24 protein-coding genes and 2 pseudogenes are annotated in these 25,274 nt (G+C 40.8%); 15 read left to right on the top strand and 11 right to left on the bottom strand.

What is annotated here, in order from left to right; all coding sequences use genetic code 11:
* Positions 1–32 precede the first annotated feature (32 nt).
* The 6 genes and pseudogenes from ltrA to C825_RS19455 form a co-directional block, all read right to left on the bottom strand.
* Positions 33–1,688 (bottom strand): group II intron reverse transcriptase/maturase, encoded by a 1,656-nt coding sequence (gene ltrA, locus C825_RS19480; RefSeq protein ID WP_010801788.1) that lies wholly within the window; start codon positions 1,686–1,688, stop codon positions 33–35.
* 636 nt (positions 1,689–2,324) lie between these two features.
* Positions 2,325–2,519, bottom strand: a pseudogene (locus C825_RS19475) (DUF4134 family protein); the annotation flags it as partial.
* 164 nt (positions 2,520–2,683) lie between these two features.
* Positions 2,684–3,355: a hypothetical protein gene (locus C825_RS19470; protein WP_010803763.1), complete on the bottom strand. Its 672-nt coding sequence runs from the start codon at positions 3,353–3,355 to the stop codon at positions 2,684–2,686.
* Between the two features lies 1 nt (position 3,356).
* Positions 3,357–3,788 carry a DUF3408 domain-containing protein gene (locus C825_RS19465; protein WP_010803762.1) on the bottom strand — a complete coding sequence of 144 codons (432 nt, stop codon included), beginning with the start codon at positions 3,786–3,788 and terminating at the stop codon, positions 3,357–3,359.
* A gap of 4 nt (positions 3,789–3,792) precedes the next feature.
* Positions 3,793–4,554 carry a ParA family protein gene (locus tag C825_RS19460; protein WP_010803761.1) on the bottom strand — a complete coding sequence of 254 codons (762 nt, stop codon included), beginning with the start codon at positions 4,552–4,554 and terminating at the stop codon, positions 3,793–3,795.
* Entirely contained in the window at positions 4,551–4,928 is a 378-nt protein-coding gene (locus C825_RS19455; protein WP_010803760.1) for a hypothetical protein, read from the bottom strand. Before C825_RS19455 ends, C825_RS19460 begins: the two co-directional genes overlap by 4 nt.
* Before the next feature lie 357 nt (positions 4,929–5,285).
* Between C825_RS19455 and mobA the strand changes: the two genes are divergently transcribed.
* The 3 genes from mobA to mobC are packed head-to-tail and all read left to right on the top strand — an operon-like array spanning position 5,286 to position 8,981.
* The gene (gene mobA, locus C825_RS19450) at positions 5,286–5,723 is read left to right on the top strand and encodes a conjugal transfer protein MobA (RefSeq protein WP_010803758.1); all 438 of its coding nucleotides are present in this window, start codon (positions 5,286–5,288) and stop codon (positions 5,721–5,723) included.
* Entirely contained in the window at positions 5,708–6,949 is a 1,242-nt protein-coding gene (gene mobB, locus C825_RS19445; RefSeq protein ID WP_010803757.1) for a conjugal transfer protein MobB, read from the top strand. Before mobA ends, mobB begins: the two co-directional genes overlap by 16 nt.
* 19 nt (positions 6,950–6,968) lie before the next feature.
* A complete protein-coding gene (gene mobC, locus C825_RS19440) occupies positions 6,969–8,981 on the top strand; it encodes a conjugal transfer protein MobC (RefSeq protein ID WP_010803756.1) in 2,013 nt (670 codons plus the stop codon).
* Positions 8,982–9,034: 53 nt separating this feature from the next.
* Here the strand turns inward: mobC and C825_RS19435 are convergent, their stop codons facing one another.
* Together C825_RS19435 and C825_RS19430 are read right to left on the bottom strand one after the other, a co-directional pair.
* On the bottom strand, positions 9,035–10,066 hold the full coding sequence (locus C825_RS19435) for a hypothetical protein (protein WP_010803755.1): 1,032 nt from the start codon (positions 10,064–10,066) through the stop codon (positions 9,035–9,037).
* A 1-nt stretch (position 10,067) separates the two neighbouring features.
* Entirely contained in the window at positions 10,068–11,252 is a 1,185-nt protein-coding gene (locus C825_RS19430; protein ID WP_010803754.1) for a hypothetical protein, read from the bottom strand.
* Between the two features lie 206 nt (positions 11,253–11,458).
* On the opposite strand from C825_RS19430, the gene C825_RS19425 reads away from it, so the two are divergent.
* The 11 genes and pseudogenes from C825_RS19425 (at position 11,459) to C825_RS19375 (ending at position 22,893) form a co-directional block, all read left to right on the top strand.
* The gene (locus tag C825_RS19425; protein WP_010803753.1) at positions 11,459–12,967 is read left to right on the top strand and encodes a DUF3945 domain-containing protein; all 1,509 of its coding nucleotides are present in this window, start codon (positions 11,459–11,461) and stop codon (positions 12,965–12,967) included.
* Positions 12,964–13,152 carry a hypothetical protein gene (locus C825_RS19420; RefSeq protein ID WP_010803752.1) on the top strand — a complete coding sequence of 63 codons (189 nt, stop codon included), beginning with the start codon at positions 12,964–12,966 and terminating at the stop codon, positions 13,150–13,152. The genes C825_RS19425 and C825_RS19420 overlap by 4 nt, the downstream gene beginning before the upstream one ends.
* A complete protein-coding gene (locus tag C825_RS19415) occupies positions 13,149–15,230 on the top strand; it encodes a type IA DNA topoisomerase (RefSeq protein WP_010803751.1) in 2,082 nt (693 codons plus the stop codon). The genes C825_RS19420 and C825_RS19415 overlap by 4 nt, the downstream gene beginning before the upstream one ends.
* A gap of 339 nt (positions 15,231–15,569) precedes the next feature.
* Positions 15,570–16,454: a radical SAM protein gene (locus C825_RS19410; protein WP_010803750.1), complete on the top strand. Its 885-nt coding sequence runs from the start codon at positions 15,570–15,572 to the stop codon at positions 16,452–16,454.
* On the top strand, positions 16,451–16,870 hold the full coding sequence (locus C825_RS19405; protein ID WP_010803749.1) for a YwiB family protein: 420 nt from the start codon (positions 16,451–16,453) through the stop codon (positions 16,868–16,870). Before C825_RS19410 ends, C825_RS19405 begins: the two co-directional genes overlap by 4 nt.
* A 12-nt stretch (positions 16,871–16,882) precedes the next feature.
* Positions 16,883–18,226, top strand: coding sequence for an asparagine--tRNA ligase (gene asnS, locus C825_RS19400; RefSeq protein ID WP_010803748.1), 1,344 nt, complete (start codon positions 16,883–16,885; stop codon positions 18,224–18,226).
* Between the two features lie 18 nt (positions 18,227–18,244).
* On the top strand, positions 18,245–19,090 hold the full coding sequence (locus C825_RS19395; protein ID WP_004319747.1) for an RteC domain-containing protein: 846 nt from the start codon (positions 18,245–18,247) through the stop codon (positions 19,088–19,090).
* Positions 19,091–19,308: 218 nt separating this feature from the next.
* Complete coding sequence (locus C825_RS19390) at positions 19,309–19,668, top strand: helix-turn-helix domain-containing protein (protein WP_008775017.1); 360 nt, start codon at positions 19,309–19,311, stop codon at positions 19,666–19,668.
* Positions 19,631–21,673 (top strand): bifunctional DNA primase/helicase, encoded by a 2,043-nt coding sequence (locus tag C825_RS19385; protein WP_010803746.1) that lies wholly within the window; start codon positions 19,631–19,633, stop codon positions 21,671–21,673. Before C825_RS19390 ends, C825_RS19385 begins: the two co-directional genes overlap by 38 nt.
* Before the next feature lie 12 nt (positions 21,674–21,685).
* A pseudogene (locus tag C825_RS19380) lies at positions 21,686–21,963 on the top strand (helix-turn-helix domain-containing protein).
* Between the two features lie 411 nt (positions 21,964–22,374).
* The gene (locus tag C825_RS19375) at positions 22,375–22,893 is read left to right on the top strand and encodes a dihydrofolate reductase family protein (RefSeq protein ID WP_044214695.1); all 519 of its coding nucleotides are present in this window, start codon (positions 22,375–22,377) and stop codon (positions 22,891–22,893) included.
* 30 nt (positions 22,894–22,923) lie between these two features.
* Here C825_RS19375 and C825_RS19370 read toward each other — a convergent pair whose 3' ends face one another.
* The gene (locus C825_RS19370) at positions 22,924–23,292 is read right to left on the bottom strand and encodes a winged helix-turn-helix transcriptional regulator (protein ID WP_010803743.1); all 369 of its coding nucleotides are present in this window, start codon (positions 23,290–23,292) and stop codon (positions 22,924–22,926) included.
* Between the two features lie 198 nt (positions 23,293–23,490).
* Between C825_RS19370 and C825_RS19365 the strand changes: the two genes are divergently transcribed.
* The gene (locus C825_RS19365; RefSeq protein ID WP_010803742.1) at positions 23,491–24,384 is read left to right on the top strand and encodes a radical SAM protein; all 894 of its coding nucleotides are present in this window, start codon (positions 23,491–23,493) and stop codon (positions 24,382–24,384) included.
* A gap of 56 nt (positions 24,385–24,440) precedes the next feature.
* On the opposite strand, the gene C825_RS19360 is transcribed toward C825_RS19365, so the two are convergent.
* Positions 24,441–24,950, bottom strand: coding sequence for a nitroreductase family protein (locus C825_RS19360; RefSeq protein ID WP_010803741.1), 510 nt, complete (start codon positions 24,948–24,950; stop codon positions 24,441–24,443).
* Between the two features lie 100 nt (positions 24,951–25,050).
* Positions 25,051–25,263, bottom strand: a complete 213-nt coding sequence (locus C825_RS19355) for a hypothetical protein (protein ID WP_010803740.1) — start codon at positions 25,261–25,263, stop codon at positions 25,051–25,053.
* Positions 25,264–25,274 lie beyond the last annotated feature (11 nt).

Below are 25,274 nucleotides of genomic sequence, written 5' to 3'. Positions count from 1 at the left end.
CGGTAGAGCCATCTCATTTTCGACTTTCATATTCATAATCTACTATGCATTTTACGTTTACAACTGGTATGTACAAGAGTTCTTATCTTTTGTCCGCTGACTATTTGTTCAGTGATACTCCAAGGTCTTTCCCTGTCAATACGCTCTTCACATACAGGACATACCTTATTTTGTCGTTTCCAAATGTTTATCAGAGATTGCCTGCCTTTCAGCGTTTGCTTCATTCGGTAGGTTTCTCTCCATTCGTAGTACGACTTATCGGCTGGGTCATACGGATTGGCATAATGCCGAACCTTGACGAATTTCTCATGGTGGATGGTTGGTAGATAGGTCAGTTCGAGATAATCAATCTTATCTTTCTTGCCCATATCTGCCGCAAATCTCCACGAGTGTCCATTTAGTGTTCTGAAATACTTATCCTTTACCCATCCTTTGCATTTCTGCGGATGTCTGCGTCTTGCCCATTGCCATATTTTCTTAAAGATTTCCCAATCCATTCGGTGAAATATCTCACCAGAAGCACCGTATTTGTAATAGTTTCCCCAACCTTTTATGATTGGATTCAACATCATAATCAGCGACTTCTGCTTTACGCACTTGTTGGATTCTATTGTTTTACGGATTTTATCGCAAAATCTCTTTTGCGCATCCTTTGACGGTCTTGTCAGCAATGTGTTATTGCGGAACTTTCGGATATTGAAGCCGAGAAAGTCAAATCCCTCACTTATATGTGTGATTTTTGTCTTTTCTTCTGATAGTGTCAGACCTCTTTCCGCAAGAAACTTGCGTACTAATGGAAGTATAACCAGTTCTATCGTTTCCTTATCCTTTGTTGTTACAATAAAATCGTCTGCATACCGTATAAGATGTATCTTAGAGTATATCTGTTTATAATTCTTTTTATACTTTTTGATACATGTTTCCAGTAATCCTTGTAACCCGTCAAGTGCCATGTTTGCGAGAGTTGGGGATATTATGCCGCCTTGTGGGGTTCCCTCTTCCGTAGGAAAGAGTTCACCGTTGAACACATAACCACATTCGAGCCATTTGCGTAGTATCTCCTTATCCATAGGGATATTGTTGATTAACCACTCATGACTGATATGGTCGAAACATCCTTTGATGTCCCCTTCAAGAATCCATTCGGGAGCTACCGAGCGAGAAAGTACAATGTAACATTGCTCAATGGCATCATGCGTACAGCGATGTTTGCGGAATCCGTAGGAATGGCTGTCGCCAGTGGTTTCCGCTATCGGGTCAAGTGCCATTAAGTATAATGCCTGCATCGCACGGTCTTTCATCGTTGGTATTCCGAGTGGGCGTAATTTCCCGTTCTTCTTTTTGATATTCACACGTTTTAGAGGTTGTGGCTTGTAGCCACGTCTTTTCAGAGTGAATATGGCTTTGGCTTTCGCCAATGGAGAAGACCATGTAATCTTGTCAACGCCGGAAGTAGATTTTCCTTTGTTAGTCGTAACTCGTTTTACCGCCAATGCTTTGGCGTAGAACGAGTGGGTAAGCATCCATTGCAGGGCTTTCACCTTGTTATGTCTGCCTTCCCTTTGAGCCTTTACAATACGTGCTTGCAGCTTTTGGACAAAACGCTCGCATTTGTCCCAGTCGATTTTCGACCAGAGTTCGTGAATGTCTATGTCTTCGGGCGCACACGCCAATTTCTTTGCGTTCATTTGCTTTCCTTTCTTTAAAAGTTCTGTAAACTATCTTGTAAAGTGTCACCATAGGCGGAAGTCTGCCCACTTTCGTGTCGGATGATGTTACCTTTACCAACCCGTGATATTGGCTCAATCCGTATCCTCCCCATTACAGGGAGGCATTCGCTTTTTCCGCTATCCTATACCCGCACCCCATGTAGGCTTGCCTTGCGGCTTGCTTACCAGCTTTAATGAACTGGAGAGGTACGGGCTTACCGTGTTTTACATAAGTGACAAATAAGCGGGTTAGGTCCTGTCTATTCCACCGGCAGTGCTAATGTCCGTGTGTCCCCAAAATTCAAGAGGACAGCCGACTGCTTACCTTTTGGTTCGAGCCTGTCAACAACCTTTGGCTCGTTGTACTTTACGATGTTTATCGGACAGTTCACTTTCGTTGACCATACCGCTAAGCCAAGCTCCTCGTGCTGAATGGTGTTATCAGCCGTTGATTTCCCCTCACGGTTCAATCTTCTCCTTTCGGAAAGGCTACCTTGTCGGGACAGCTTCATACAAAAGAATTACTCCTAATGCATGTGTCCGTAGGCTACTCCAGACGGAACTGGAGGTGTAATCTTAATGTTACACAATCACTTACGCAACTTCACGTCGCACAAACTTGCCATAGACTTTCACGCCGCCAATCAAGCCCACCACCGCACCGATGGCGTAAATTAATTTTGTCGCCGGGTCAAAATAGGATGTTACCATGTTGGTAGCTTCCGTAATACCTGCCATGCCGTTACCTTGTGCAAACGTAGCGGATGCAGCCAATAGAGCGACTGCCGAAAAGAGAACTTTCTTTTTCATTATAAATACATTGATTTTTAAATTGCCGGACGGTTGGATAGTCCGCCCGGCGGAGTGATTAATAATTGAATTTTTGTGGTTGCGGGGAGTGTTCCCCGTGTTCGGAAAGGTTTGTCTTAACCGTAATCTCTTTGTTTCATCATCTTATTATTTAAAGTTTACCATTAAAGAAAATCGTTCATGTCAAAGTCTGCCATTTCATCATTTCCGGCAACCGGAACGATGGCGGGCACGGGTATCTCATGCTTTTGTAAAAGTTCCGCTACCCGTGACCTGCCCCCGTTAATCTGTTCCACCAGCGAATGAAACAGGTTTGTTTCCGTCCGGCAGATGGTTTGTACCGCTTGCCGTTCTTCCGCTTCGGACGCTTGTTTTATCTGAATGACCTGTATCATTTGCCCCAGTTCCCCCAGTGTGATACCCTGTGCCATTTCCGGTTCACCGTCACCCATGTAACAGGCGATTTCTTCCGCTTCGATTTCATCCAGCGAAATATCCGTTTCTTCCGTTTCAAACTCCATTTCAAATTCGGTGTCAATCGCTTGCGGGGCAGGTCTTTCTTCCTCTGCTTCATCGCTTTTCGGGACAAATATAGAAGCATTATCAACCCCTTTTGAAAGGTGTCCTAAGATGTCCTCGTTTGTCCTCATTTGTCCCATCCGGTAACGGCTTGCACCTACAAGAGAATCCCCGTTTCCTGTTTTCACGGTCGGTTTGCTTCCCGGCTGTTCCGGCTCTCTTTTCCCACCCGTGAACCATGTTCCCAAGCTATCCCTGTATCGCCATAAAAGAATGGCGTAATACAGGAGCGTTCCGATAATAAACCATTTCAACATATCAGAACGGCTTTTCAAATTTGCTTTCGTACAGTTCGTTTATCTCGTCCTGAAACTGGTCGAAATGCCGGAGCAGGATATTTTCTACATAGCTGCTGACGGTCGCTTTGCGTCCGCCGATAACGGTTACTATCTTCATCAGCTTTTCGTGTGTGGCACGGCTGACATATAACGGTTGTCGGTCGGTCAAGTCCACCCGCATGAAATAGGTTTCCCGGTAGTCACCCGGAGCGTTCTTTTTCCGGCGGGCAGGTTCTTTCAATGTCTTTTCTTCCTTTGGTTCTGTCTTGATTTCCGGTTTATCCGGTGTTTCTATTTCCGTTTTCACCGTCACCGATGGCGTTTCCTGTTTCTTCACGGGTAAGCCCTGTGAAATAATCTCTTTCATAAAATCCTCGTCAATTTGCGGTTTCCCGCCGCTTTGCTTTGCCATATCGTTACAATTTTATAAGGTATGCGATTTCGGTTATCAGTTCTTCCATGTTGCTGCCCTTTACCAGCCGTTTGTCCGCCGGAAAAAGTGTGGAACGGAATACGGTTTTACGCTGCGCGTCCAGTTCCTTTTTAAACCTTTTGGTGTCGGGGATAAATACTTTCATAAGGGGCAGTTCCAGTTCCCCGATGGTCTGTTCATACAGGGTGTACAGGTCTGTTTTTTCCCGTCCATCTACCATATTCCAAAACAGGTGAAGCCCTTTCAGGCGGCACGCTTCATTCTTAACCAGCAGTTTATGGATAGCCACTGCAAAGGAAAGGCTGCTTTCCAATACTACCCGGTCGGCGGCTATGGGGGTGAAAATATAATCCACCCCGGAAAGGGAGTTGATAACGCCCTCACTGTTCACCGTTCCGGGCAGGTCGAAAAAGACCACATCATAATCCATCCCGGCAGACGCAAGATATTCATCCGCCGTTTTTATCGCTTCGTCCGGTGAACTGCAAAGCACCGGGTACGCTTTCTTTCCCAATGCTTTGAACTGGTGAAAGGCAAGCTGTTTGTAGTAATCATCCCCGTTCACCAGTTCGGCATCCCGTTTGCGCATGGCACTGATACTGTGCTGCGGGTAATCGCAATCCACGACCGCCACGTTATACCCTTTCAGGTAGTACAGGTAACTTGCCACCAAGACGGTGAACGTTGTTTTGCCGACCCCGCCCTTTTGGGTGGAGAAAGCCACATACGAGGTTTCTTTCTTCATTGTAAGAATTCTTTTTTGTGATACATCTTTATTTCATTCCATCCGTTCAGATTGACGGATAGTTTGCTTTCGTTCCAAACTGAAAGCACGAAAGAGGGAATGACTTCTTTCTTCCTTGCTTCTTTTCTTTCCATCATTCTACAAAGACAGACTGTTTCCTTTCTTTCTTCTTCATTTTCAATCTTTCCACAAAAACGGACTGCCATCTTTGCAGACAGTTTGCTTTCCCGATTGAAAGGCTGTTTTCTTTCAATCATTCCATCCGGTTTGCTTTCCTGCTTTCTTGAAAGATTGCAATCTTGAAATCTTGTTTTCAAGTTTTCAAAACCGCTTTCTTTCCGTCCGTTTGCCGATACATATTTCCATCCGTCCATATTGCTTTCTTTCTTAAATCCGGGACAAATAAACGTAGAAAAACAACCCCTTTCGAGATGTGTCCTCAAATGTCCCCGTTTGTCCTCATTTGTCCTATAACCCGCTATTTCACAGTATTTTTAATACCCGTTACTTTGCAACCGAAAGGTATCGGTCAGGCTAACCAAGCCCCCGCCGCCGGGAGCGTTCCAATCTCTGCTAACCCCAATCCGTCCGTAGGCGGATTTTTATTTGCACTGGCAAATAGCAAGGTGTGTTCTGCGCAGCTTGAAATTCTTTCAGCAGCTTTGAACGCCTTGCCCGGACGAAGCCGGGATAGGGGCACTCCGAAGTCGTAACCCTTTAAAAAATGTAGCATGAAACAGAAAAATGAAAATGCGCCCCGTCCGGGTGGCGCAGGGCGCAAGCCCAAAGCAGACCCGGCAGTGTTCAGGTACTCTATCAGCTTCAATGCGATAGACCACGCCCGCTTTTTGGCATTGTTCGACCAGTCCGGTATGCGCACGAAAGCACATTTTATCACCGCCCGTATCTTCGGCGAACCGTTCAAAGTGATTAGAATCGACAAGGCGGCAGTCGAATATTATACCCGGCTGACCGCTTTATATTCCCAGTACAGGGGAATTGCCGTGAATTATAATCAGGTGGTAAAGGCTCTCAATACCAATTTTTCAGAGAAGAAAGCACTCGCATTTCTCTATAAACTGGAAAAGGCAACGGTGGAACTTGCCGACCTGAACCGCCAAATTATTGAACTGACCCGTGAGTTTGAAACAAGATGGTTGCAAAGATAAGCGTAGGCAGTTCCCTGTTCGGTGCGCTTTCCTACAATCAAAACAAGGTGGATGAAGAGCAGGGAAAGGTACTTTTAAGCAACCGGATGTTTGAGAGCGAGGACGGGAATTTCAGCATCCGGCGTTGTATGGAATGTTTCGATATGCACCTGCCCGCAGACCTGAAAACGGAAAAACCGATTATCCATATCTCCCTGAACCCGCACCCGGACGATGTGCTTTCCGACAGCCAGCTTGCAGACATTGCCAAAGAGTATATGGATAAGTTGGGGTACGGCAACCAGCCATATATGGTGTACAAGCATGAAGATATTGCAAGGCATCATATACATATCGTTTCCATCCGGGTGGATGATACGGGCAAAAAGATAAACGACAAGTTCGAGCATATCCGCAGCAAGCAAATCACCCGTGAACTGGAACAGAAGTACGGGCTGCATCCGGCAGAGAAGAAACAGGCAGCCGACCGCCCCGAACTTAAAAAGGTGGACTACCGGGCAGGGGACGTAAAGCACCAGTTATCCAATACGGTGAAAGCCCTTGTGGGCAGTTACCGTTTCCAGAGTTTTACGGAATACAAAGCGTTGCTATCTATATATAATGTACAAGCGGAGGAAGTGAAAGGGGTAGTGAACGGCAAACCCTATAACGGCATTGTCTATTCGGCGACCAATGACAAGGGAGAAAAGCAGGGAAACCCGTTCAAATCTTCCTCTTTGGGTAAGTCGGTAGGCTACGAAGCTATCCAGCGACACATCAAGAAATCTACAAAGGACATTCAGGACAAGAACCTGAAAGAACGCACCCGCCGGACGGTCGGCGCAGTGATGAAATCCGCCCATAATCGTAAGGAACTGGAACAAGAACTGAAAAAGAGAGGCATAGATGTTCTTTTCCGGCAGAACGATACAGGCAGGATATACGGTGTAACATTCATCGACCACGAAAACCGTACCGTCCTGAACGGTTCACGGTTGGGAAAGGACTTTTCCGCCAATGTGTTCAACGACCTGTTTTCCGGCTCCCGTACTTTGACGGGAAACAGCAAACAGGAAATGCAGGAACACACGCCGGAATATAGCCCGACCGGACACCTTGAAAATACAGGCAAAACCATTGCCGGACTGTTCAGTCTGTTATCCGGCGGGAATGATACCCCGCCCGACAACAGCCAAGTTCCGCCACCCAAGAAGAAGAAAAAGAAGAAGAAACAAAGACGTATTTAATAACTATAAAATTTCAATTATGCAGAATGAAGATGATTTAAGAGGACTTGCAAAGGTCATGGACTTTATGCGGGCAATCAGTATTTTATTTGTAGTGATAAACATTTACTGGTTTTGTTACCAGTCGTTCCGGGAGTGGGGTATCAATATCGGGGTAGTCGATAAAATCCTGCTGAACTTCCAGCGTACCGCCGGGCTGTTTTCCAATATCCTGTACACCAAACTTTTTTCGGTGGTATTTCTTGCGCTTTCCTGTTTGGGTACAAAGGGAGTGAAAGAGGAAAAAATCACATGGAACAAGATTTATGTGTTCCTGACAATCGGTTTTATCCTGTTCTTCCTGAACTGGTGGCTGTTGGCTTTGCCCTTGCCATCGGTGGCAAATACAAGCCTGTACATCTTTACCATGACAGCCGGGTATCTTTCCCTTTTGGCTGCCGGAGTATGGATTTCACGTTTGCTGAAAAACAACCTGATGGATGATGTGTTTAATTTGGAGAATGAAAGTTTCGCACAGGAAACACGCCTGATAGAAAACGAGTATTCCATCAACCTGCCGACACGGTTCTACTACAAAAAGAAATGGAATGACGGGTGGATAAACGTTGTAAACCCGTTCAGGGCAAGCATGGTTTTAGGCACACCCGGTTCGGGAAAATCGTATGCGATAGTCAATAACTACATCAAACAACAAATCGAAAAAGGTTTTGCTGTTTATATTTATGACTACAAATTCCCTGACCTTTCGGAGATAGCTTATAATCATCTAATCAACCATTTAGACGGGTATAAGGTAAAACCTAAATTCTATATGATTAATTTTGACGACCCACGAAAAAGTCACCGATGCAACCCGATAAATCCGGCGTTTATGACGGACATATCGGACGCATACGAAGCCAGTTATACAATCATGTTAAACCTTAACCGCAGTTGGATAACCAAGCAGGGAGATTTCTTTGTGGAAAGCCCGATTATCCTGCTGGCTTCTATAATATGGTTTTTGAAAATCTATCAGGGTGGTAAGTATTGTACATTTCCGCACGCCATTGAATTTTTGAACAAGAAATATGCCGATACGTTCACTATTTTAACCAGCTATCCCGAACTGGAAAACTATCTTTCACCGTTCATGGACGCATGGGAAAGTAATGCGCAAGACCAGCTTCAGGGGCAGCTTGCAAGTGCTAAAATCCCGCTTTCAAGGATGATAAGCCCGGCTTTATATTGGGTAATGACAGGTGATGATTTTTCACTGGATATAAACAACCCGGAAGAACCTAAAATTTTGGTAGTAGGCAATAATCCCGACCGTCAGAATATCTATTCCTGTGCTTTGGGTCTATATAATTCCCGTATCGTGAAGCTGATAAACAAGAAGCACCAACTGAAAAGTTCTGTAATCATTGACGAACTACCGACCATCTATTTTCGGGGACTGGATAACCTGATAGCAACGGCACGAAGCAACAAGGTGGCTGTTTGTTTGGGCTTTCAGGATTTCAGCCAGTTACGCCGGGACTATGGGGACAAGGAAAGCCGGGTAATCGAAAATACAGTAGGTAATATCTTTTCCGGTCAGGTGGTTTCTGAAACGGCTAAAACGCTTTCAGACCGTTTCGGAAAGGTACTGCAAAAACGGCAAAGCATGACTATTAACCGGAACGACAAATCAACCTCTATCAGCACGCAGATGGATAGCTTGATACCACCCAGTAAAATATCCAACTTAACGCAGGGTATGTTCGTGGGTGCAGTCAGCGACAATTTCGATGAAAGGATAGAACAGAAAATATTCCATGCCGAAATTGTGGTGGATAACGAGAAAGTGAAGCGGGAAACAGCTAATTACAAGAAACTGCCCCAAATCATAGATTTCAGGGACGAGGACGGGAACGACCGGATGCAGGAAGAAATACAGGCAAATTACAACCGGGTCAAGCAGGAAGTCCAGCAGATTGTCACGGACGAAATGGAACGGATTAAGAACGACCCGGATTTACAGCATTTAATTAGAGAAAACGATAACTAATATAACTTTATAAACACATAGCTATGATGTTTCACTTTTTATGATTGTCATAGCTATGTATATATGGCATATATCTCTTTTATCGCTTTTAACATTAAACATATTAAATTATCCCATTCTAATGGCGTCCTTACATCTTCAATATTGTTTTCAACAGAATAATGATGTACTATAGAATTCCTTAATTTATATATTCTTTTACCAATAATATCAGCTTCATCATCTTTTTTTATTCTTGCAAATTCCGTTTTTAAAATTTGGGGCAAACAATCAAACAAATCAACCATAGCCCCTTCTTCTTTAACTCTCCAGCCTAAAATATCATATAATGAATTATCTATAATATCACTTGTGTGTGATAAAGATAAACTTGATTTTAATTTTTTTATACATGGATAGGTGAATTTTGGTTCAAGACAGCGATATATATCTAAAAAACAATATCGCCAGCAATAGGCAACAGAACTGCTAAGAATATTTTCATTTATACATTTAGTATCAGTAAAAATATCAAGATATGCTTGTTTTGTATTATCGCTGAATGGCAATAGTAACATATCTTTATTGTACATTAAAAATGTACCTACATATTTTTTAAAGATTATATTGCTTTGGCATAATTCCGGTAATTTGTATATAACAATAGGCTCAAAAAAATCCTTAAATGTGTCAAGCTCATAACCTTGGAATATTTCAGGCTTTTCAGGTTCATAAATAGCTTGTAATATATCATATGCCTTACAGTCTTTTTTTATATCTATTTTTGCTCCGTAGGCTGTAACTATGTAAAAAGATTCATCAATATCAATATACTCTAAATCATCATTCTCGCATTTGACATTATTATTGCCAATAATAGCAATATAATCTACTGATTCTAACTCTATTATAAGGAATTTTAGAGCTAAAATTTTTAAAACATTATATTTGATATTTATGTTATTGGCTTTATCAAATTGTTCTTTTGATAAGAATAGAAGCCGTGGCTCTATTTTTAACTTCTTATCAGGTAATTCCTCAGCGACAGTATTAACAAGACATTCTTTTAAATATGAATTTGCTTCATTTATTTTTAGTATTCCCATTTTAATAAGCGCGCCAACTTAAAACCATACTTTGTGTATTAAAATGCTCTTGTATAAGGGCATAAAAAGCTTCCTTAAAAAAAGTTCTTTCAAAGTCACCAACCTTAGATGGATTGTGGTCATTAAGACACTCATTGAGTATATTAAGTGCTAAAAAGGCTTCTAATTCTTCTTTTGTAAGTTTATCAACTAAGGCAATAAAATCATCCACTTCATTTTCTATTCTATTTAATATTTTTAGCTGTGCTTCTTCACCTCTATCATTTCCCGGACGTCCAAATATTTCAATAGCTAAAGCAGCCATGAATCCAATTCTTGCAGGTTGACTTTTAAATAGGTCTTTGCCCTCTGCAAATTTACCAGTTTTATTTTGAGATTCAAATCTTGTAAAAGCTTTATCTACCTTATACATAATTTGTAAACATCGGATAAACATTGATAAAAGGTCGCTTTTATCAGTGGATTCGATAAAATCTAATCTTGTAAACTCTTCTGCAACACGTTCTTTAATATTGACTTTTTCTTTTCTGGAACCAAATACTATAAATAATTCAATAATGCTTTCACCTTGATATTGCCCCCCATCAGTTCGGTATTTTGAATCATCTATGGCATAAATTTCTATTTCAGGGACAGAATTTTTAATTGTTTTTAATAGAGAGCCATATACAACTTCTAATTGACGTCTTATAGTCCAAGGTACTTGACCTGTATTGAGAACGAGCATACGATACATTAAATTGTTTAAGTTCTCAACAATCCATATTTCAACTCGTAAGTCGTTATTTGCAATATCTTCACTCATTTTAAAAGCCTCAATAATAGCAGTAGTACGTTGCATACCATCAATAAGTGAAATATTCTCATCAGAAGCATTAGATAGTATTTCTAATATAACATCCTTATTAGGTTCTGCTGTATTAATTTTTATAAAGTCTTCATGTGATAATAAAAGGCCCAACACAACAGGTGGAAGAACTGTTCCTTTAACAATGTCTTCAACCATACGTTTCCTTATTTTGATTGCGGAACTTGTACGTAGTGCATCACGTTGTCCTTCTATACCACCCTTAATTTTGTATATATCTTCGATATACTTAATGTAATCTTGTATAGTAGTAATGCCCATGCAAGATAAACAATTAGACCTTTTATCTTTAACTATGGTTAAATGCTTTAGTTCCATATACATATATTATTTATTACTGATTTACAAATATACGTGTTTTTTTGATTTCCAACTAATGAATTGTGTTTTTATGTACCTATTCGGACAAATGAAGCCAAACGAGGACTAATGAAGCCACCTGTTCCCAAATCCTTAAATATACTCTATTTCATCCTTACTTTTACTTCCGAAAATTTTATTTATTCACTAAAATTCAAAACATTATGGATGTAAACACAGCCAGCCAATCCACCACTGACGAGCAGATGATGGATATTCTTCTTGTACTGGATAAGGAGAAAAAGACAATCAGCGCAGTAAAAGGCGTGGATGAAAACGGGGAACTCCAAACCGTACCGCCGGAGAACAACAGCGAACTACTGAAATTCGACCGTCACGGTGATTTCTTTTCCAACTTCTTTTCCAACATGATGAACCAGTTGAAGAACCCGACCCGCTTCAACTTCTTCAAAATCCCGAAGTTGGAACTTCCCAAAATCGAGCCGATAATCAGGGATAACTTCAACAACCCTACACCGGAAAATGAAGCAGGCATAGAGCGTTACCGGGTGACACCTGAAACCGTGAAGCAGGAAGCCAAGAAAGAGCAGCAGCCAGCCAAAGAAACGGGAGCAACGGCGCAAGCACCGCAGCAACCTGACAAAAGCAAGTATTACATCGACCCCGACAAGGTGGACTGGGAAGCCCTGAAGAACTTCGGGCTATCCAAAGAACAACTTGAAAAGGCAAAGGCTTTAGAACCCATGTTAAGGGGCTATAAGTCACCCGGAGCGTTCACCATTTCGGGAAACTACAATTCCGCCATTATGAAGATGGACGCACGACTGTCTTTCCGGCACGACAAAGACGGGAATGTAGTTTTGGCTATACACGGCATCCGACAAAAGCCGGAACTTGAACGCCCGTTCTTTGGACATGAATTTTCCAAAGAGGACAAAGCCAATCTTCTTGAAACGGGAAACATGGGACGGATAGTAAACTTAAAAAACTATATCACGGGAGAAATGATACCCTCTTTTGTCAGCGTGGATAAGGTAACAAACGAACTTGTTTCCATGCGTGCAAGCAGCGTCCAAATCCCTGATGAAATAAAAGGTGTCAAATTGAACAAGGAACAGCAGCAAGCCTTACGGGAGGGAAAAGGGATATTCCTTGAAAATATGATTTCCAACCGTAAAAATCCCTTTTCCGCAACCGTTCAAGTCAATGCCGACAAGAAAAGTTTGGAATTTATCTATCCCAATGCCAAACAGTCACAGGAGCAACGGCAGAAACAGGAACAGCAAAACAACCTTGTCACCAGTGACGGTGTAACCATTCCCAAAAGCATTTCAGGAATAGAGCTATCCCGCCAGCAACAGCAGGATTTGGTCAATGACAAAACCATCTTTGTTGCCGGGCTGAAAGACAAGAGAGGGGTCGAATACGATGCTTATATTCAGGTGAACCATGATAAGAAGAAGTTAGGCTTTTACAGTGACAATCCCAGCTTTGACCGTTCCGCCGTGAAAGAGATTACTCCGGCAAGCAAGAACCGCACACAGGTTGCTGTCAATTCGGAGGGCAAGACCAACGAAGCCACCAAGAAAGTGAAAGAACCCTTGAAAAAGGGTCAGGACAAGCCCACTGAAAAACAAAAGACCAAGCAGGATAAAAAGGAGAAGCAGGAGCAGACGGACAAACCCAAACAAAGCAGGGGACGCAAAAGATGATAGCGGTATTAATCCTTATTTCGGTTGTCGGTTTCGCCCTGTTTGCCCTTGTCTGTTTCAAAACGGACTGGAAAGCCATAGACGAACAGAACCGACAATTTTATGTAGCTGGCTATCACATCTACTATGACCGGAAAATCCTAAGACAAAAAGAAGTGGAACAATTAAAATCGAAATTAGAATGATTGCAGTAATCGGAGAAAAACCAAGTGTGGCAAGGGACATTGCCCGCATTTTAGGAGCGAGTGAAAAACAGGATGGCTACCTTTCAGGTAACGGGTATCTCGTTACCTGGGCGTTCGGCCATCTTGTAGGTTTGGCAATGCCGGAAGCCTACGGCATACAGAGTTTCCGCCGGGAAAGCCTGCCTATCATCCCGGAGAATTTTCAACTTACACCCCGGCAGGTGAAAGCGGAAAAAGGGTACAAGGCAGACCCCGGCGCATTAAAACAGCTAAAGGTAATCAAAGAGGTATTCAGCCAGTCGAACAAGATTATAGTCGCCACCGATGCAGGGAGAGAGGGAGAACTTATCTTTCGCTACATCTACCAGTATATCGGATGCAACAAGCCTTTTGTCCGCTTATGGATAAGCAGTCTTACCGACAAGGCAATCCGTGAGGGACTGCAAAACCTGAAAGCCGGTAGCCTGTATGATAACCTTTTCCTTTCGGCACAGGCACGCAGCGAAGCCGATTATTTAATTGGCATAAACGGTACACAGGCTTTAAGCGTGGCAGCCGGACAAGGCATTTTTTCTTTGGGACGAGTACAGTCGCCCACGTTGGCGATGATATGTACCCGCTTTTTAGAGAACAAGAACTTTGTCCCGCAAAAGTATTGGCAACTGAAATTACAGGCGGCAAAAGACAATGTTTCCTTTGTTGCACTATCCGCAGACAAGTACGATAAGCAGCAAGCCGCCATCGACACGTTGCAAAAGATAAAGGAAGCGAAAACGGTTCAGGTGAAAACCGTAGAACGTAAGGAAGTGAGCCAAGAACCGCCCTTGCTGTATGACTTGACTTCACTTCAAAAAGAAGCAAATACCAAGCTAAATTTTTCCGCAGACAAAACCCTATCCATCGCACAAAAGTTGTACGAGGGTAAACTAATCAGCTACCCCCGAACCGGAAGCCGTTACATTTCGCAGGACGTGTTCGAGGAAATCCCGGAACGTCTTGTTAATTTGGAACAGTACGCCCGTTTTGTCGGGTATGCAGCCGGTATGAAAGGCAAAGCCTTAAATTCCCGTTCCGTGAACGATGGCAAGGTAACAGACCACCACGCCCTGATAGTAACGGAAAACCTGCCCGGTAAACTGGAAACAGACGAACAGGCAATCTATGAACTGATAGCCGGGCGGATGTTGGAAGCCTTTTCTGAAAAATGCGTCAAAGACGTTACCAGTGTAACGCTGGAATGCGCAGGGTCACTTTTCACGGTCAAAGGGTCTGTAATCAAATCCGCCGGATGGCGTGCCGTATTCGGTGAGAAAGAGAACGGGGAAGATAACGCCATTTTGCCCGCCGTGCAGGACGGAGATAGTTTACCGCTTTCCGGCATTGAACTGTTGGAGAAACAGACCAAGCCCAAGCCGTTACATACGGAAAGCAGTTTGCTTTCTTCAATGGAAACGGCGGGTAAGGAACTGGAAAACGCCGACCTGAAAGCCAGCATGAAAGATACGGGTATCGGCACGCCCGCAACACGGGCAGCCATCATCGAAACGCTGTTTTCCCGCCAGTATATCGTCCGGGAGAAAAAGAACCTTGTTCCGACCGAAAAAGGACTTGCCGTTTACAACATCATCCGGGATAAGAAAATTGCCAATGTGGAAATGACGGGAATGTGGGAAAACACGCTTGCCAAAATAGAAAGCGGGGAAATGAACCCCGATACGTTCCGTAAAGGCATCGAAGTATATGCAAGGCAAATCACGGCTGAACTGTTGGACGTTCAGCTTTCGTTTGCTTCGGGTGGTAATTGTATCTGCCCCAAATGTAAGACCGGGCGCATCCTTTTCTATCCGAAAGTCGCCAAATGTTCCAATGTAGACTGTTCCGTTACCATCTTCCGCAACAAGAGCGAAAAGCAACTGACGGACAAACAGATTACCGAACTGGTGACTATCGGGAAAACCGGGCTAATCAAAGGATTCAAGAACAGGGACGGTAAAGTCTTTGACGCTTCACTTGCCTTTGACGAGCAGTTCAATGTTACTTTTGTGTTTCCTCAAAAGAAAGGCAAATCGAAGAAATAAGACGAAAATCGTTATATTTGCCACAGAAAGTTTCATTATAGATAGATTTATAATTGAAATTTTTGTGGTTGAAGCACCCGGAGGGACACCGGGTGCTTTTTATAAATCTTCTCTACATCACCCTATAAATATACCATTCCCATCTTTTTTTATTTTTTTTTCGCACGTAACTATCTGATACGCAAAAATAGTTACCCCTTTGTAACTACCTAACGTTTAAGTAACTTCTTTTTTTATACTAAGTATATTTATAACTTTGCCATCGAAAAAGAAACTAAATAACAGTTGATATTCTACTGTTTTTGGTCATTGTTTACATAAATAAAAGGAGAAATAATTATGCATTACACAGGAACTATTTGGAGACCGCCTTATGAGGCATACTCCCTTTTAATTCAAGTTACAGCAGGATGTACTCATCATTCATGCAAGTTCTGTACTCTTTATGAAGACTTGCCTTTCAAGTTTCGAATGTCACCGCTCGAAGAAGTTAAATCAGATTTGAAAGAAGCTAATCACTACTATAAAGATGCAGACAGAGTATTCTTTACAGGAGCTAATCCTTTTGTACTTAGTGTGGATAAGCTCAAAACATTGGCGAAGATGGTACATGAATATTTTCCAAACTGTCAGAGCATCGGTTGTTTTGCAAGAATAACTGATGTTAGCCAAAAATCCGTCAAAGATTTGCAAGAGTTGAAAGACCTCGGTTATGATGGAATTACGTTTGGAATTGAAACGGGAGATGATGAAGCACTTGTTTTTATGAAAAAGGGATATTTGTCTAAAGATATTATCGAACAATGCAAAAAGTTAGAAGAAGTGGATATGAGCTATAATTTCTTTTACTTGACTGGTATTTCCGGTTCAGGGAGAGGAGAAATTGGCGCAAAGGCAACTGCGGAAATCTTCAACCAGCTTCACCCGCAAATCATAGATGCTTCCATGCTAACCATCTATCCAACCTCTCAGCTATTTCAAGAAATTCAAGCAGGAAATTGGAAAGAGGAAACAGAGATTGAAAAATTGCAGGAGCTAAAAACACTGATTCAGAGCTTGACGGTAAATGCAAGGTTTGCTACTGATGGAGCTTCTAACTTAATCCAAGTCCGTGGTAACTTAAAAACAGATAAGCAAAAGATGGTTCATTTTTTGGAACAACAAATCCATAATCAAGATGAAGCTTATTTGCGACAATACCGTGAAAACTTGCCTCATTTATGAAAAAGGATGTTAGGATAATCGTTCAAAATATTCAACGGTATGACGACTATACGGATAAAATAGTAACTAATGCCATTGGAAACTATTCACGTTCCGGTAGTAGTCATTCTGTTTTATACCGAGAATTATGTGCAGGAGGACATGTTGTTGAAAACCGACTGATAATCAACCCGGAAAAAGCTAATTTATATCGTACAGGGTCGATTTTTACTGAAATGTCTTTCCTAAATGGGGAATTAACGGAATCGGATTATATCACTGCTGATGGAGATATTAATATAAAAGTAAGGACATTGCTTTATCAGCTTAAAATATATGATGACCGCATTCGTGTTGAATTGAATTATGATTTATTTCTTAATGACAAGTTTACGTCTAATAATGCTCTTATTATAAGTATTAGAGATATTGCATAAAAGAATAATGTTATGAAAATAAGAATCGTAGATTTATTAAAATCAGATATTTATGGAATTGATGTCTATGTGAGAGGTTGGGTTCGTACACATCGGCAGAGTAAAAATATAAGCTTTATTGCTTTAAATGATGGCTCTACTGTACACAATCTTCAAATTGTGATTGAACATGTAAAGTTTGAAAAGAAGATGCTAAAGACTATTACTACAGGAAGTTCAATCGGTATAAAGGGCAAATTTATCCGGTCTGCCGGAGGTAAACAACAAGTAGAAGTAATAGCCGGAGATATTGAAGTATATGGAATAGCAGACCCACAGGAATACCCCTTACAGAAAAAGGAACATTCTTTAGAATACTTACGGGAAATAGCTCATTTACGCTTACGTACAAATACTTTTGGTGCAATATTTCGTATGCGCCATAATATGGCTTTTGCCATACATCGTTATTTCAATGAAAGAGGATTCTTCTATTTCAATACTCCTATAATAACAACATCGGATAGTGAGGGAGCAGGAGAACTCTTTGAAATCAAAACGGAATTAAAAGATGATTTTTTCGGTTCCCCAGCCAATTTAACAGTTTCGGGACAATTAGAGGGCGAGCTTGGTGCGTTAGCATTGGGGGCAATTTACACCTTTAGCCCGACCTTTAGGGCAGAAAATTCAAATACATTCCGTCATCTTTCCGAATTTTGGATGATTGAACCGGAAGTTGCCTTTAATGATATTAACGACAATATGGATTTGGCAGAGGACTTTTTGAAATATCTAATCCGTTATGCGCTTGAAAATTGCGAAAGTGATTTAGCTTTTTTAAATGACAACGTAGATAATGGTTTAATGGATAAATTACATTTCGTTGCAAATAATGAATTTATGCGTTTGCCTTATTCTAAAGCTATAGAGATTTTACAAGAATCCGGGCATCAGTTTGACTACCCTGTAAAACCGGGAATTGATTTATGTGCTGAACATGAACGTCATTTGGTGGAAGAATATTTTCGCCGCCCTGTGATTGTTACAGATTATCCTAAAGAGATAAAAGCATTCTATATGAAACAGAATGAAGATGGGAAAACAGTTCGTGCAATGGATGTATTATTTCCGAAAATTGGGGAAATCATAGGAGGTTCTGAACGGGAAGCCGACTATACAAAATTGTTGCAGCGAATGAAAGAATTGAATATGAATACCGAAAAACTGTGGTGGTATCTTGAATCACGCAAATTTGGCACTGTTCCCCATTCAGGCTTTGGATTGGGTTTTGAACGGTTGATGCTGTTTATTACAGGCATGACAAACATTCGGGATGTTATTTCGTTTCCCCGTACACCCCGAAATGCAAATTTCTGATTATAACGAAATTCAATCATGCAAGATTATATCAATGAAATATTGCATCGAATAAATGAAGAAATGGAGTTGCTTGGCATTGATGAAAATGTCTGCGTTGAAGATGCTTTGCATATGATAGATGTCATACGACCTTTATTCGATAACTTGCGGAGCATGACTGTAAAATATGAATTTCAGAACGAAGAAGAAGAAATTCATTTCTTTAAAGATATAAAGCCAGACATTCTTAGTCGGTATTTATACTTTTACAAAATAACAAGAATTGAGATGAAACGTCCGATTGGCAGTGATGATGTACAACGAGAGTATCTTCATTGCCAATTGGATAATTTGAAATATTTCTTTGACCAAAATCTTGATTTCTACCAATACTATCGTTCGAAAGCAACCCACTTAGATTCTTATTACTTTGTTCGATATAAAGCGAATTTCAGATTGTGTGTTGATAGCGCATTTTTAGATAAAGACCCAGCCTTTTCTACTGGATATGATTACAAAGTAGCTAAAATTTTGTCGAATGAAATGCTACGAATATATCTTAATAGACAATTACAATTGTTAGACAGGAAAATGCAAATATCTAAAATACGAGCGGCACTTTCTGACTTTAATCTGAAATGGACTGGCTCTAAATCAGATGCAGTAGAGTTTGGATATGGACTTGTTGCAATTGCAACACTCAATAATGGAAATGTGACAATAAAAGAAATCATGGCTTTCATTGAAGCAGCTTTTGATATAGATTTAGGAGATTATTATCGAACATATCTAACTCTCAAAAGCAGAAAGAAAAATCGAACTGCCTTTTTTACATCAGTAATCGAACAACTGTTAAAGCGAATGGAATCGGACGAACTGTAATAAAGATATTTAGTCCACATAAAAACTACCAAGTAATTACCAACTTGGTAGTTTTTGTTTTTATACGATTTAGATATGAAATGTGGCATTTTCGGGTAATAACACCCTGCTTTTGCTACTGAAAAAGAGAAAAATAAATATTCACCAACTTGGTTATACCTTGTAATTTTTATCTTTTGAAACCCGCCATCTTTGCAGCAAATCAATTAGTTAGCGAAATGGAGATAATAACATTTGAGTCAAAAGCCTATAAGGAATTAGACAACAAGATTACTGCTATTGCCGATTATATATTTAATCACACAGAAGCGGAAAGTACCAATGAGGATGAAATTTGGGTGGATAGTTACGAGGTCTGCACATTTCTAAAAATCAGTGACCGGACATTACAACGCTTGCGGGCAGCCGGGACAGTCACTTATTCCAATATCAAGGGACATTATTTCTACAAGATTGGAGAAATAAAACGATTATTGGAAGAACGCCTGATTAAACGAGATAAGGACAGTATTAACGACCTGATAACCAACCACCAGCTATATGTTAAGGAAAGAAGAAATATTAGAAAGGACAAATAATGGGTTATCCGTGTTCAAGCATTACATATCCGGTAATTGGCGGATAGGACGCAATTTCTTAAACCCGCTTTATGAGGATAACAAAGCGTCCTGTAACATCTATTTCGACCGCCGAAGTGGTATCTATAAGATGAAAGATTTCGGCAACGACAGTTATAGCGGTGATTGTTTCTTTTTCGTGGGGCAACTTAAAGGGCTGGACTGCAACAACTCAATGGATTTTGTGGAAATACTGGAAACCATAGACCGGGATTTGGGATTGGGACTGGTAACAGGTAATCCGATACCAGTTACCCGTACTTCTTCCCATATAATAAATGATATGTCGGAAGAAACACCTGAAAAGGAAAGCAAACCCTACCAGTTCAGGGAACAGAAATTTCCGCTTGCCGAATTGATGTATTGGCAGCAGTATGGTATTACACCGGAAGTATTGGAACTTTATAAGGTGTGTTCCTTACGGGACTTTCAGAGCGTAACGGCGGATGGAACACCGTTCACTTATACTTCATCCGTAACAGAACCGATGTACGGGTATAAGAACAAACGGTATATAAAACTGTACCGTCCGTTCTCGAAAGCCCGTTTCCTCTATGGTGGCAATTTCGGGGAAAACTATTGTTTTGGATTGGAGCAACTACCCGCAAAGGGTGATACACTGTTTATCACAGGTGGTGAAAAAGATGTCATGTCATTGGCGGCACATGGTTTTCATGCTATCTGCTTCAACAGTGAAACGGTGACTATCCCGCCTACGCTGATTTATAAATTGACGTTCCGTTTTAAGCATATCATCTTATTATATGATACTGACAAGACGGGAAAGGAAAGCGCACGCAAACAGGAAAAGCAGTTGGAAGAATTTGGAATAAGACGGTTACTTCTACCGCTTCCTGGAACAAAAGAGGAAAAAGATATTTCCGATTATTTTAAGGCAGGAAATACCCGTGAAGATTTCCTGAAATTGTTTATCGAATTTTTAGATAACCTATATAGTGATACATTGATTATGCTTAAATCGTGCGAAATAGACTTCAATAATCCCCCGGCAAAAGCGCAAGTAATAATTTCTGCCGGGGATGTTCCATTGGGAACACAAGGAAACCTGTTTGGTATTACAGGCGGCGAGGGAACAGGAAAGAGTAATTATATAGCTGCCATGTTAGCGGGCTGTATCTGCCAACCGGATAAGGAAATAGATACGCTCGGCATACAGATAGCCGCCAACAGTAAACACAAAGCGGTATTACTCTATGATACGGAACAGTCCGAAGTACAACTGTTCAAAAATGTAAGTAACCTGCTGACACGTGCTAAGCAACCGAACAAACCGGAAGAACTGAAAGCATTCTGCCTGACGGGTATGTCCCGTAAAGAACGCCTGCACGCTATCGTACAAAGTATGGATAAATTCTATTACCAGTATGGCGGCATCCAGTTGGTAGTTATTGACGGCATCGCCGACCTTGTAAAGAGTGCCAATGATGAAGTGGAAAGTGTGGCAGTGATAGATGAACTATACCGACTAGCAGGAATTTATAATACCTGTATTCTCTGCGTGCTGCATTTTGTACCCAATGGATTGAAGCTGCGGGGGCATTTAGGTTCGGAATTACAACGTAAGGCGGCAACTATCCTTTCCATCGAAAAGGACGAAGAACCCACACAATCTGTGGTAAAAGCCCTGAAAGTAAGGGATGGTAGCCCGCTGGATGTCCCTTTAATGCTCTTTTCGTGGGATAAAACAGCCGGAATGCACCTTTACAAAGGAGAAAAGCCACGAGAGGAAAAAGAGAAACGCAAAGAAAAGGAACTGGTCGGGGTTGCCCGTGACGTGTTTGGCAGACAGGAACATATAACCTATATAGATTTGTGCGAGCAGATACAACAGATTTTGGATGTTAAGGAACGGACAGCTAAAAGTTATATCCGCTTTATGCGGGAACGAGACATTATCATCAAAGACCCGTCCAACCAAAGTTATTTTATGATTGGTTTAATTTAATCAGACAGCCTTATGTATATAGACAGAGAAGATTTTACCGCATGGATGGAACGTATCATGGATAGGTTCGATATGCAGGACAAGAAGATAGACAAAGTTATAAAAGGTCGTAACTGTTTGGATGGGGAAGAACTGCTGGATAATCAGGACTTGTGCCTGCTGTTAAAAGTAGCCCCCGAACACTGACCCGTTACCGGAAAAAGGGAATACTCCCTTTCCTTATGCTGGATGGCAGGTGTTATTACCGTGCAACGGACGTACACAAGTTAATTCGGGAGAAAACCGATTAATTTTTTCTTTTCTAATGGTTTTCAATCCTGTTTTGTCGTAAGATAAGGCAGGATTTCTTGTTTTGTATATAGGAGTTTTCAGGGATTTGGCTAACTTTGCAAAAGTTACATAGAAGATAATGGCGATTGAACAGTAACCTGTGATGTTGCCTTTATATATAATCATATTCGTTCGCCGAATATCTCACTACGAAAACTGGCACTTTTCAAAATGACGAGATTTTCAGCGCAATGTCTATGCTATGTTTTAACATAGCGTGGGCTTGCCTGTTTCGTCATTTAGGTATGCCAGTACCTCGTAGTGGAGCAGTGTGAGTTCACGCTTCTTTTTTGAGATACTGGCGGACAGTTTGAATAAAGATTATGAACGGGGTTACCCGTAAAAATATAAACTGTTTAATGCCTAACAATATGAAACAAATTAAAGCGCATATCGCTGTGTCTCTCGATGGTTTTATCGCAACATCGGACAATGAACTGGACTGGATTACTTCAAATGTAAAATCGCTTATTGGAAAAGAATACGAAGCGGCTACTTGCTTGCTGATGGGAGCTAATACTTATACCTATTTATTTGAGCATTGGGGTGGATGGTTATATAAAAGTAAACGTACTTTTGTAGTTTCCCACCACGATGCAAATGTTACGCCGGATTGTGGAGTGGAATTTCTTATAGATGCTCCACTTCGGAAAGTACATGAAATGAAAAATGATAATGATATGTTGTTAGTCGGTGGAGGTAAACTTCTTACCTCGCTTATCCAAGCGGAATTGTTGGATAGTCTGACCCTTTACACTATTCCTGTTATGCTTGGTAAAGGTATCTGTTTCATAGGTGAAACTTTTGGCTCAAATTGGCAATTGGAGAGTTCTAAAATTATAGATAACAATATTTTGTTATCCTCATATAAATATGTGAATGCAAGATGATAAAAAGGGAGAGTATAGAACATTGAAGTTCTATACTCTCTTCTGTTTTTCCGTTTTTTGACGGTGTTCTAAAATTTCATCGGAATGTTCCAAAGCCCATTGAATAATACCATCTAAGGGCGACATTAAACTTTTTCCAAGCGATGTAAGACTGTATTCCACTTTTGGTGGTATTTCCGGGTACAGTTTACGATTCACTAACTTATCGGCTTCTAATTTCTTTAATGCTGTAGCCAACATCTTTTGTGACACATTCGGAGTGTTTCTTAATAGCTCATTGAAACGCAAGGTTCCCTTCTGATGCAAAAGAAACAATATGCGTAACGACCATTTATCTCCGAAACGGTCAATTATTCCACAGGCAGGACAAATAGCTTCTCTATAATGAGTATCATCCATCTTTTTTTCTTATTTAATTCATTATCAATCAATAATAGTTACCTCTACGTTACTATCTTACTTAATGGTAAGTTCTTTTTTTATACTAAGTATCTTAGTAACTTTGTTCGCACAAAAGTAACTAAATATATTGAATATACAAAGTTTTCGGTCTTTCTAAATATTTAGCAAAGACTGAAACTTATAAAAATTAAGAGTATGGAAATAGAGAAAATGCATTTTGACGGTCAAATTTGGCGACCACCCTATGAAGCAAGTTCGCAACTGTTACAGGTAACAGCAGGATGTACATATCATAAATGCAAATTTTGTAGCCTGTATCATGGAACTAAGTTTAGATTATCTCCTGTTTCGGAAGTTGAATCAGACTTGAAAATAATTCAGGAATACCAGCCTAAGGCAAGGCGTGTCTTTCTGACTGGTGCCAATCCTTTTGCTTTGAGCTATAACAGATTGTTGGATTTGGGGTTATTGATTCGGAAGTATCTCCCTTATTGCGAAACAATAGGAACATTTTCCCGCATAGCAGACATTAAATCGAAGAGTGTAGAAGAACTGAAGAACTTGCGTCATTTAAAGTTTGACAGTATTAGTATTGGCACGGAATCGGGAGATGATGAAACCTTGTCAAGAATGAATAAGGGTAATACGGCAGCAGATATATTGGAACAGTGCAGAAAGCTGGAAGAAGCCAATATTCGTTATAATTTGGTTTATCTGACAGGGCTTGCGGGAAAGGGGAAAGGACAGCAGAATGCAATCCATACGGCTGAAATATTTAATCAGCTACATCCTTTTACTATAAACTTTGTTTCTTTGACTGTATTTCCTGAATCGGAACTTTTTCAGGAAATACAAGAGGGCAAATTTATTGAGGCATCGGAGCAGGAACGTCTGTTGGAGTTGAGAACCTTTATTTCTGCCCTTAGCATAAGGACAACTTTATTGGGAAATACAGTTTCAAATACAATACCTTTTGTAGGTATGATTCCCGATGATAAAGTCCGAATATTGAATGAACTGGATGCTGCAATCCGTCAAAGCAGTGAAATAGAATTAAAGCAGTATAGAAACGGTATAAGGTCATTATAAAAGCAGAGAGAAACGGGGCAATTTCCCTGTTTCTCTCTTTCTATGGCATGATGACGTTATAATATAGTTACTATCTCATCAATGCTCTTGCGGGCTGTTGGATTGTGCTTTGAATCCGCTGGATAACCTATAGGAATTATTGCAACCGGATGAATATTAGCAGATAATCCCAAGCTATGTTTGCATTCATCTATATCGAAATTGCAAACCCAACAAGTTCCTAACCCTTGTTCCGTTGCTGCCAAACAGATATGTTCCGTAGTGATAGCAGCATCAATATCTGCATGATTTTTATTATCATACTGACGTGTCCATGCAACCGAATCATTAGCACATACAATGATATATAAGGGGGCTTCCACAAACCATTTGGCAGGGTAAACCTTTTGCAGCTTTTTTTTCTGCAATTCACTTTGTATCACTATAAATTGCCACGGCTGTTTGTTTACGGCAGACGGTGCATACCGGGCGCATTCAAGAATATAATCCGACTTTTCTTTCTCTACTTCTTGGGAAGTATAGCTTCTTACGGAATAACGCTTTTTTGTTAATTCTAAAAAATCCATGATGTATAATATTAATTGAGTTAAAAAATAAATCGCTATGTCTTATAACTGTATTATTTGTCCTGTACTGATATAATTTATTTTTCGTCAGCAATTGCTTTCATTCCATTTGCTCAATTTTGAAACCTGCTTTACTTATCAGTTCTACTACATCATCTGCTGCCAGCTTATCGGAAGCTACAGTCAGTGGACGGTTGGAATCAGATAAATCTAAATTCCATTCTTCTCTACTTATTTTGCCTTGCAATATTTCTTCTATCTTGGCAAGACAGTCCTCACACTTTGCATTCGTTTTAAAAATCATTGTATTCATTTGAATTGATT

Origin of the sequence: Parabacteroides sp. ASF519 (assembly GCF_000364265.2) — a bacterium.
GTDB lineage: Bacteria > Bacteroidota > Bacteroidia > Bacteroidales > Tannerellaceae > Parabacteroides > Parabacteroides goldsteinii.
This window is presented reverse-complemented; position numbering and strand designations above follow the sequence as displayed.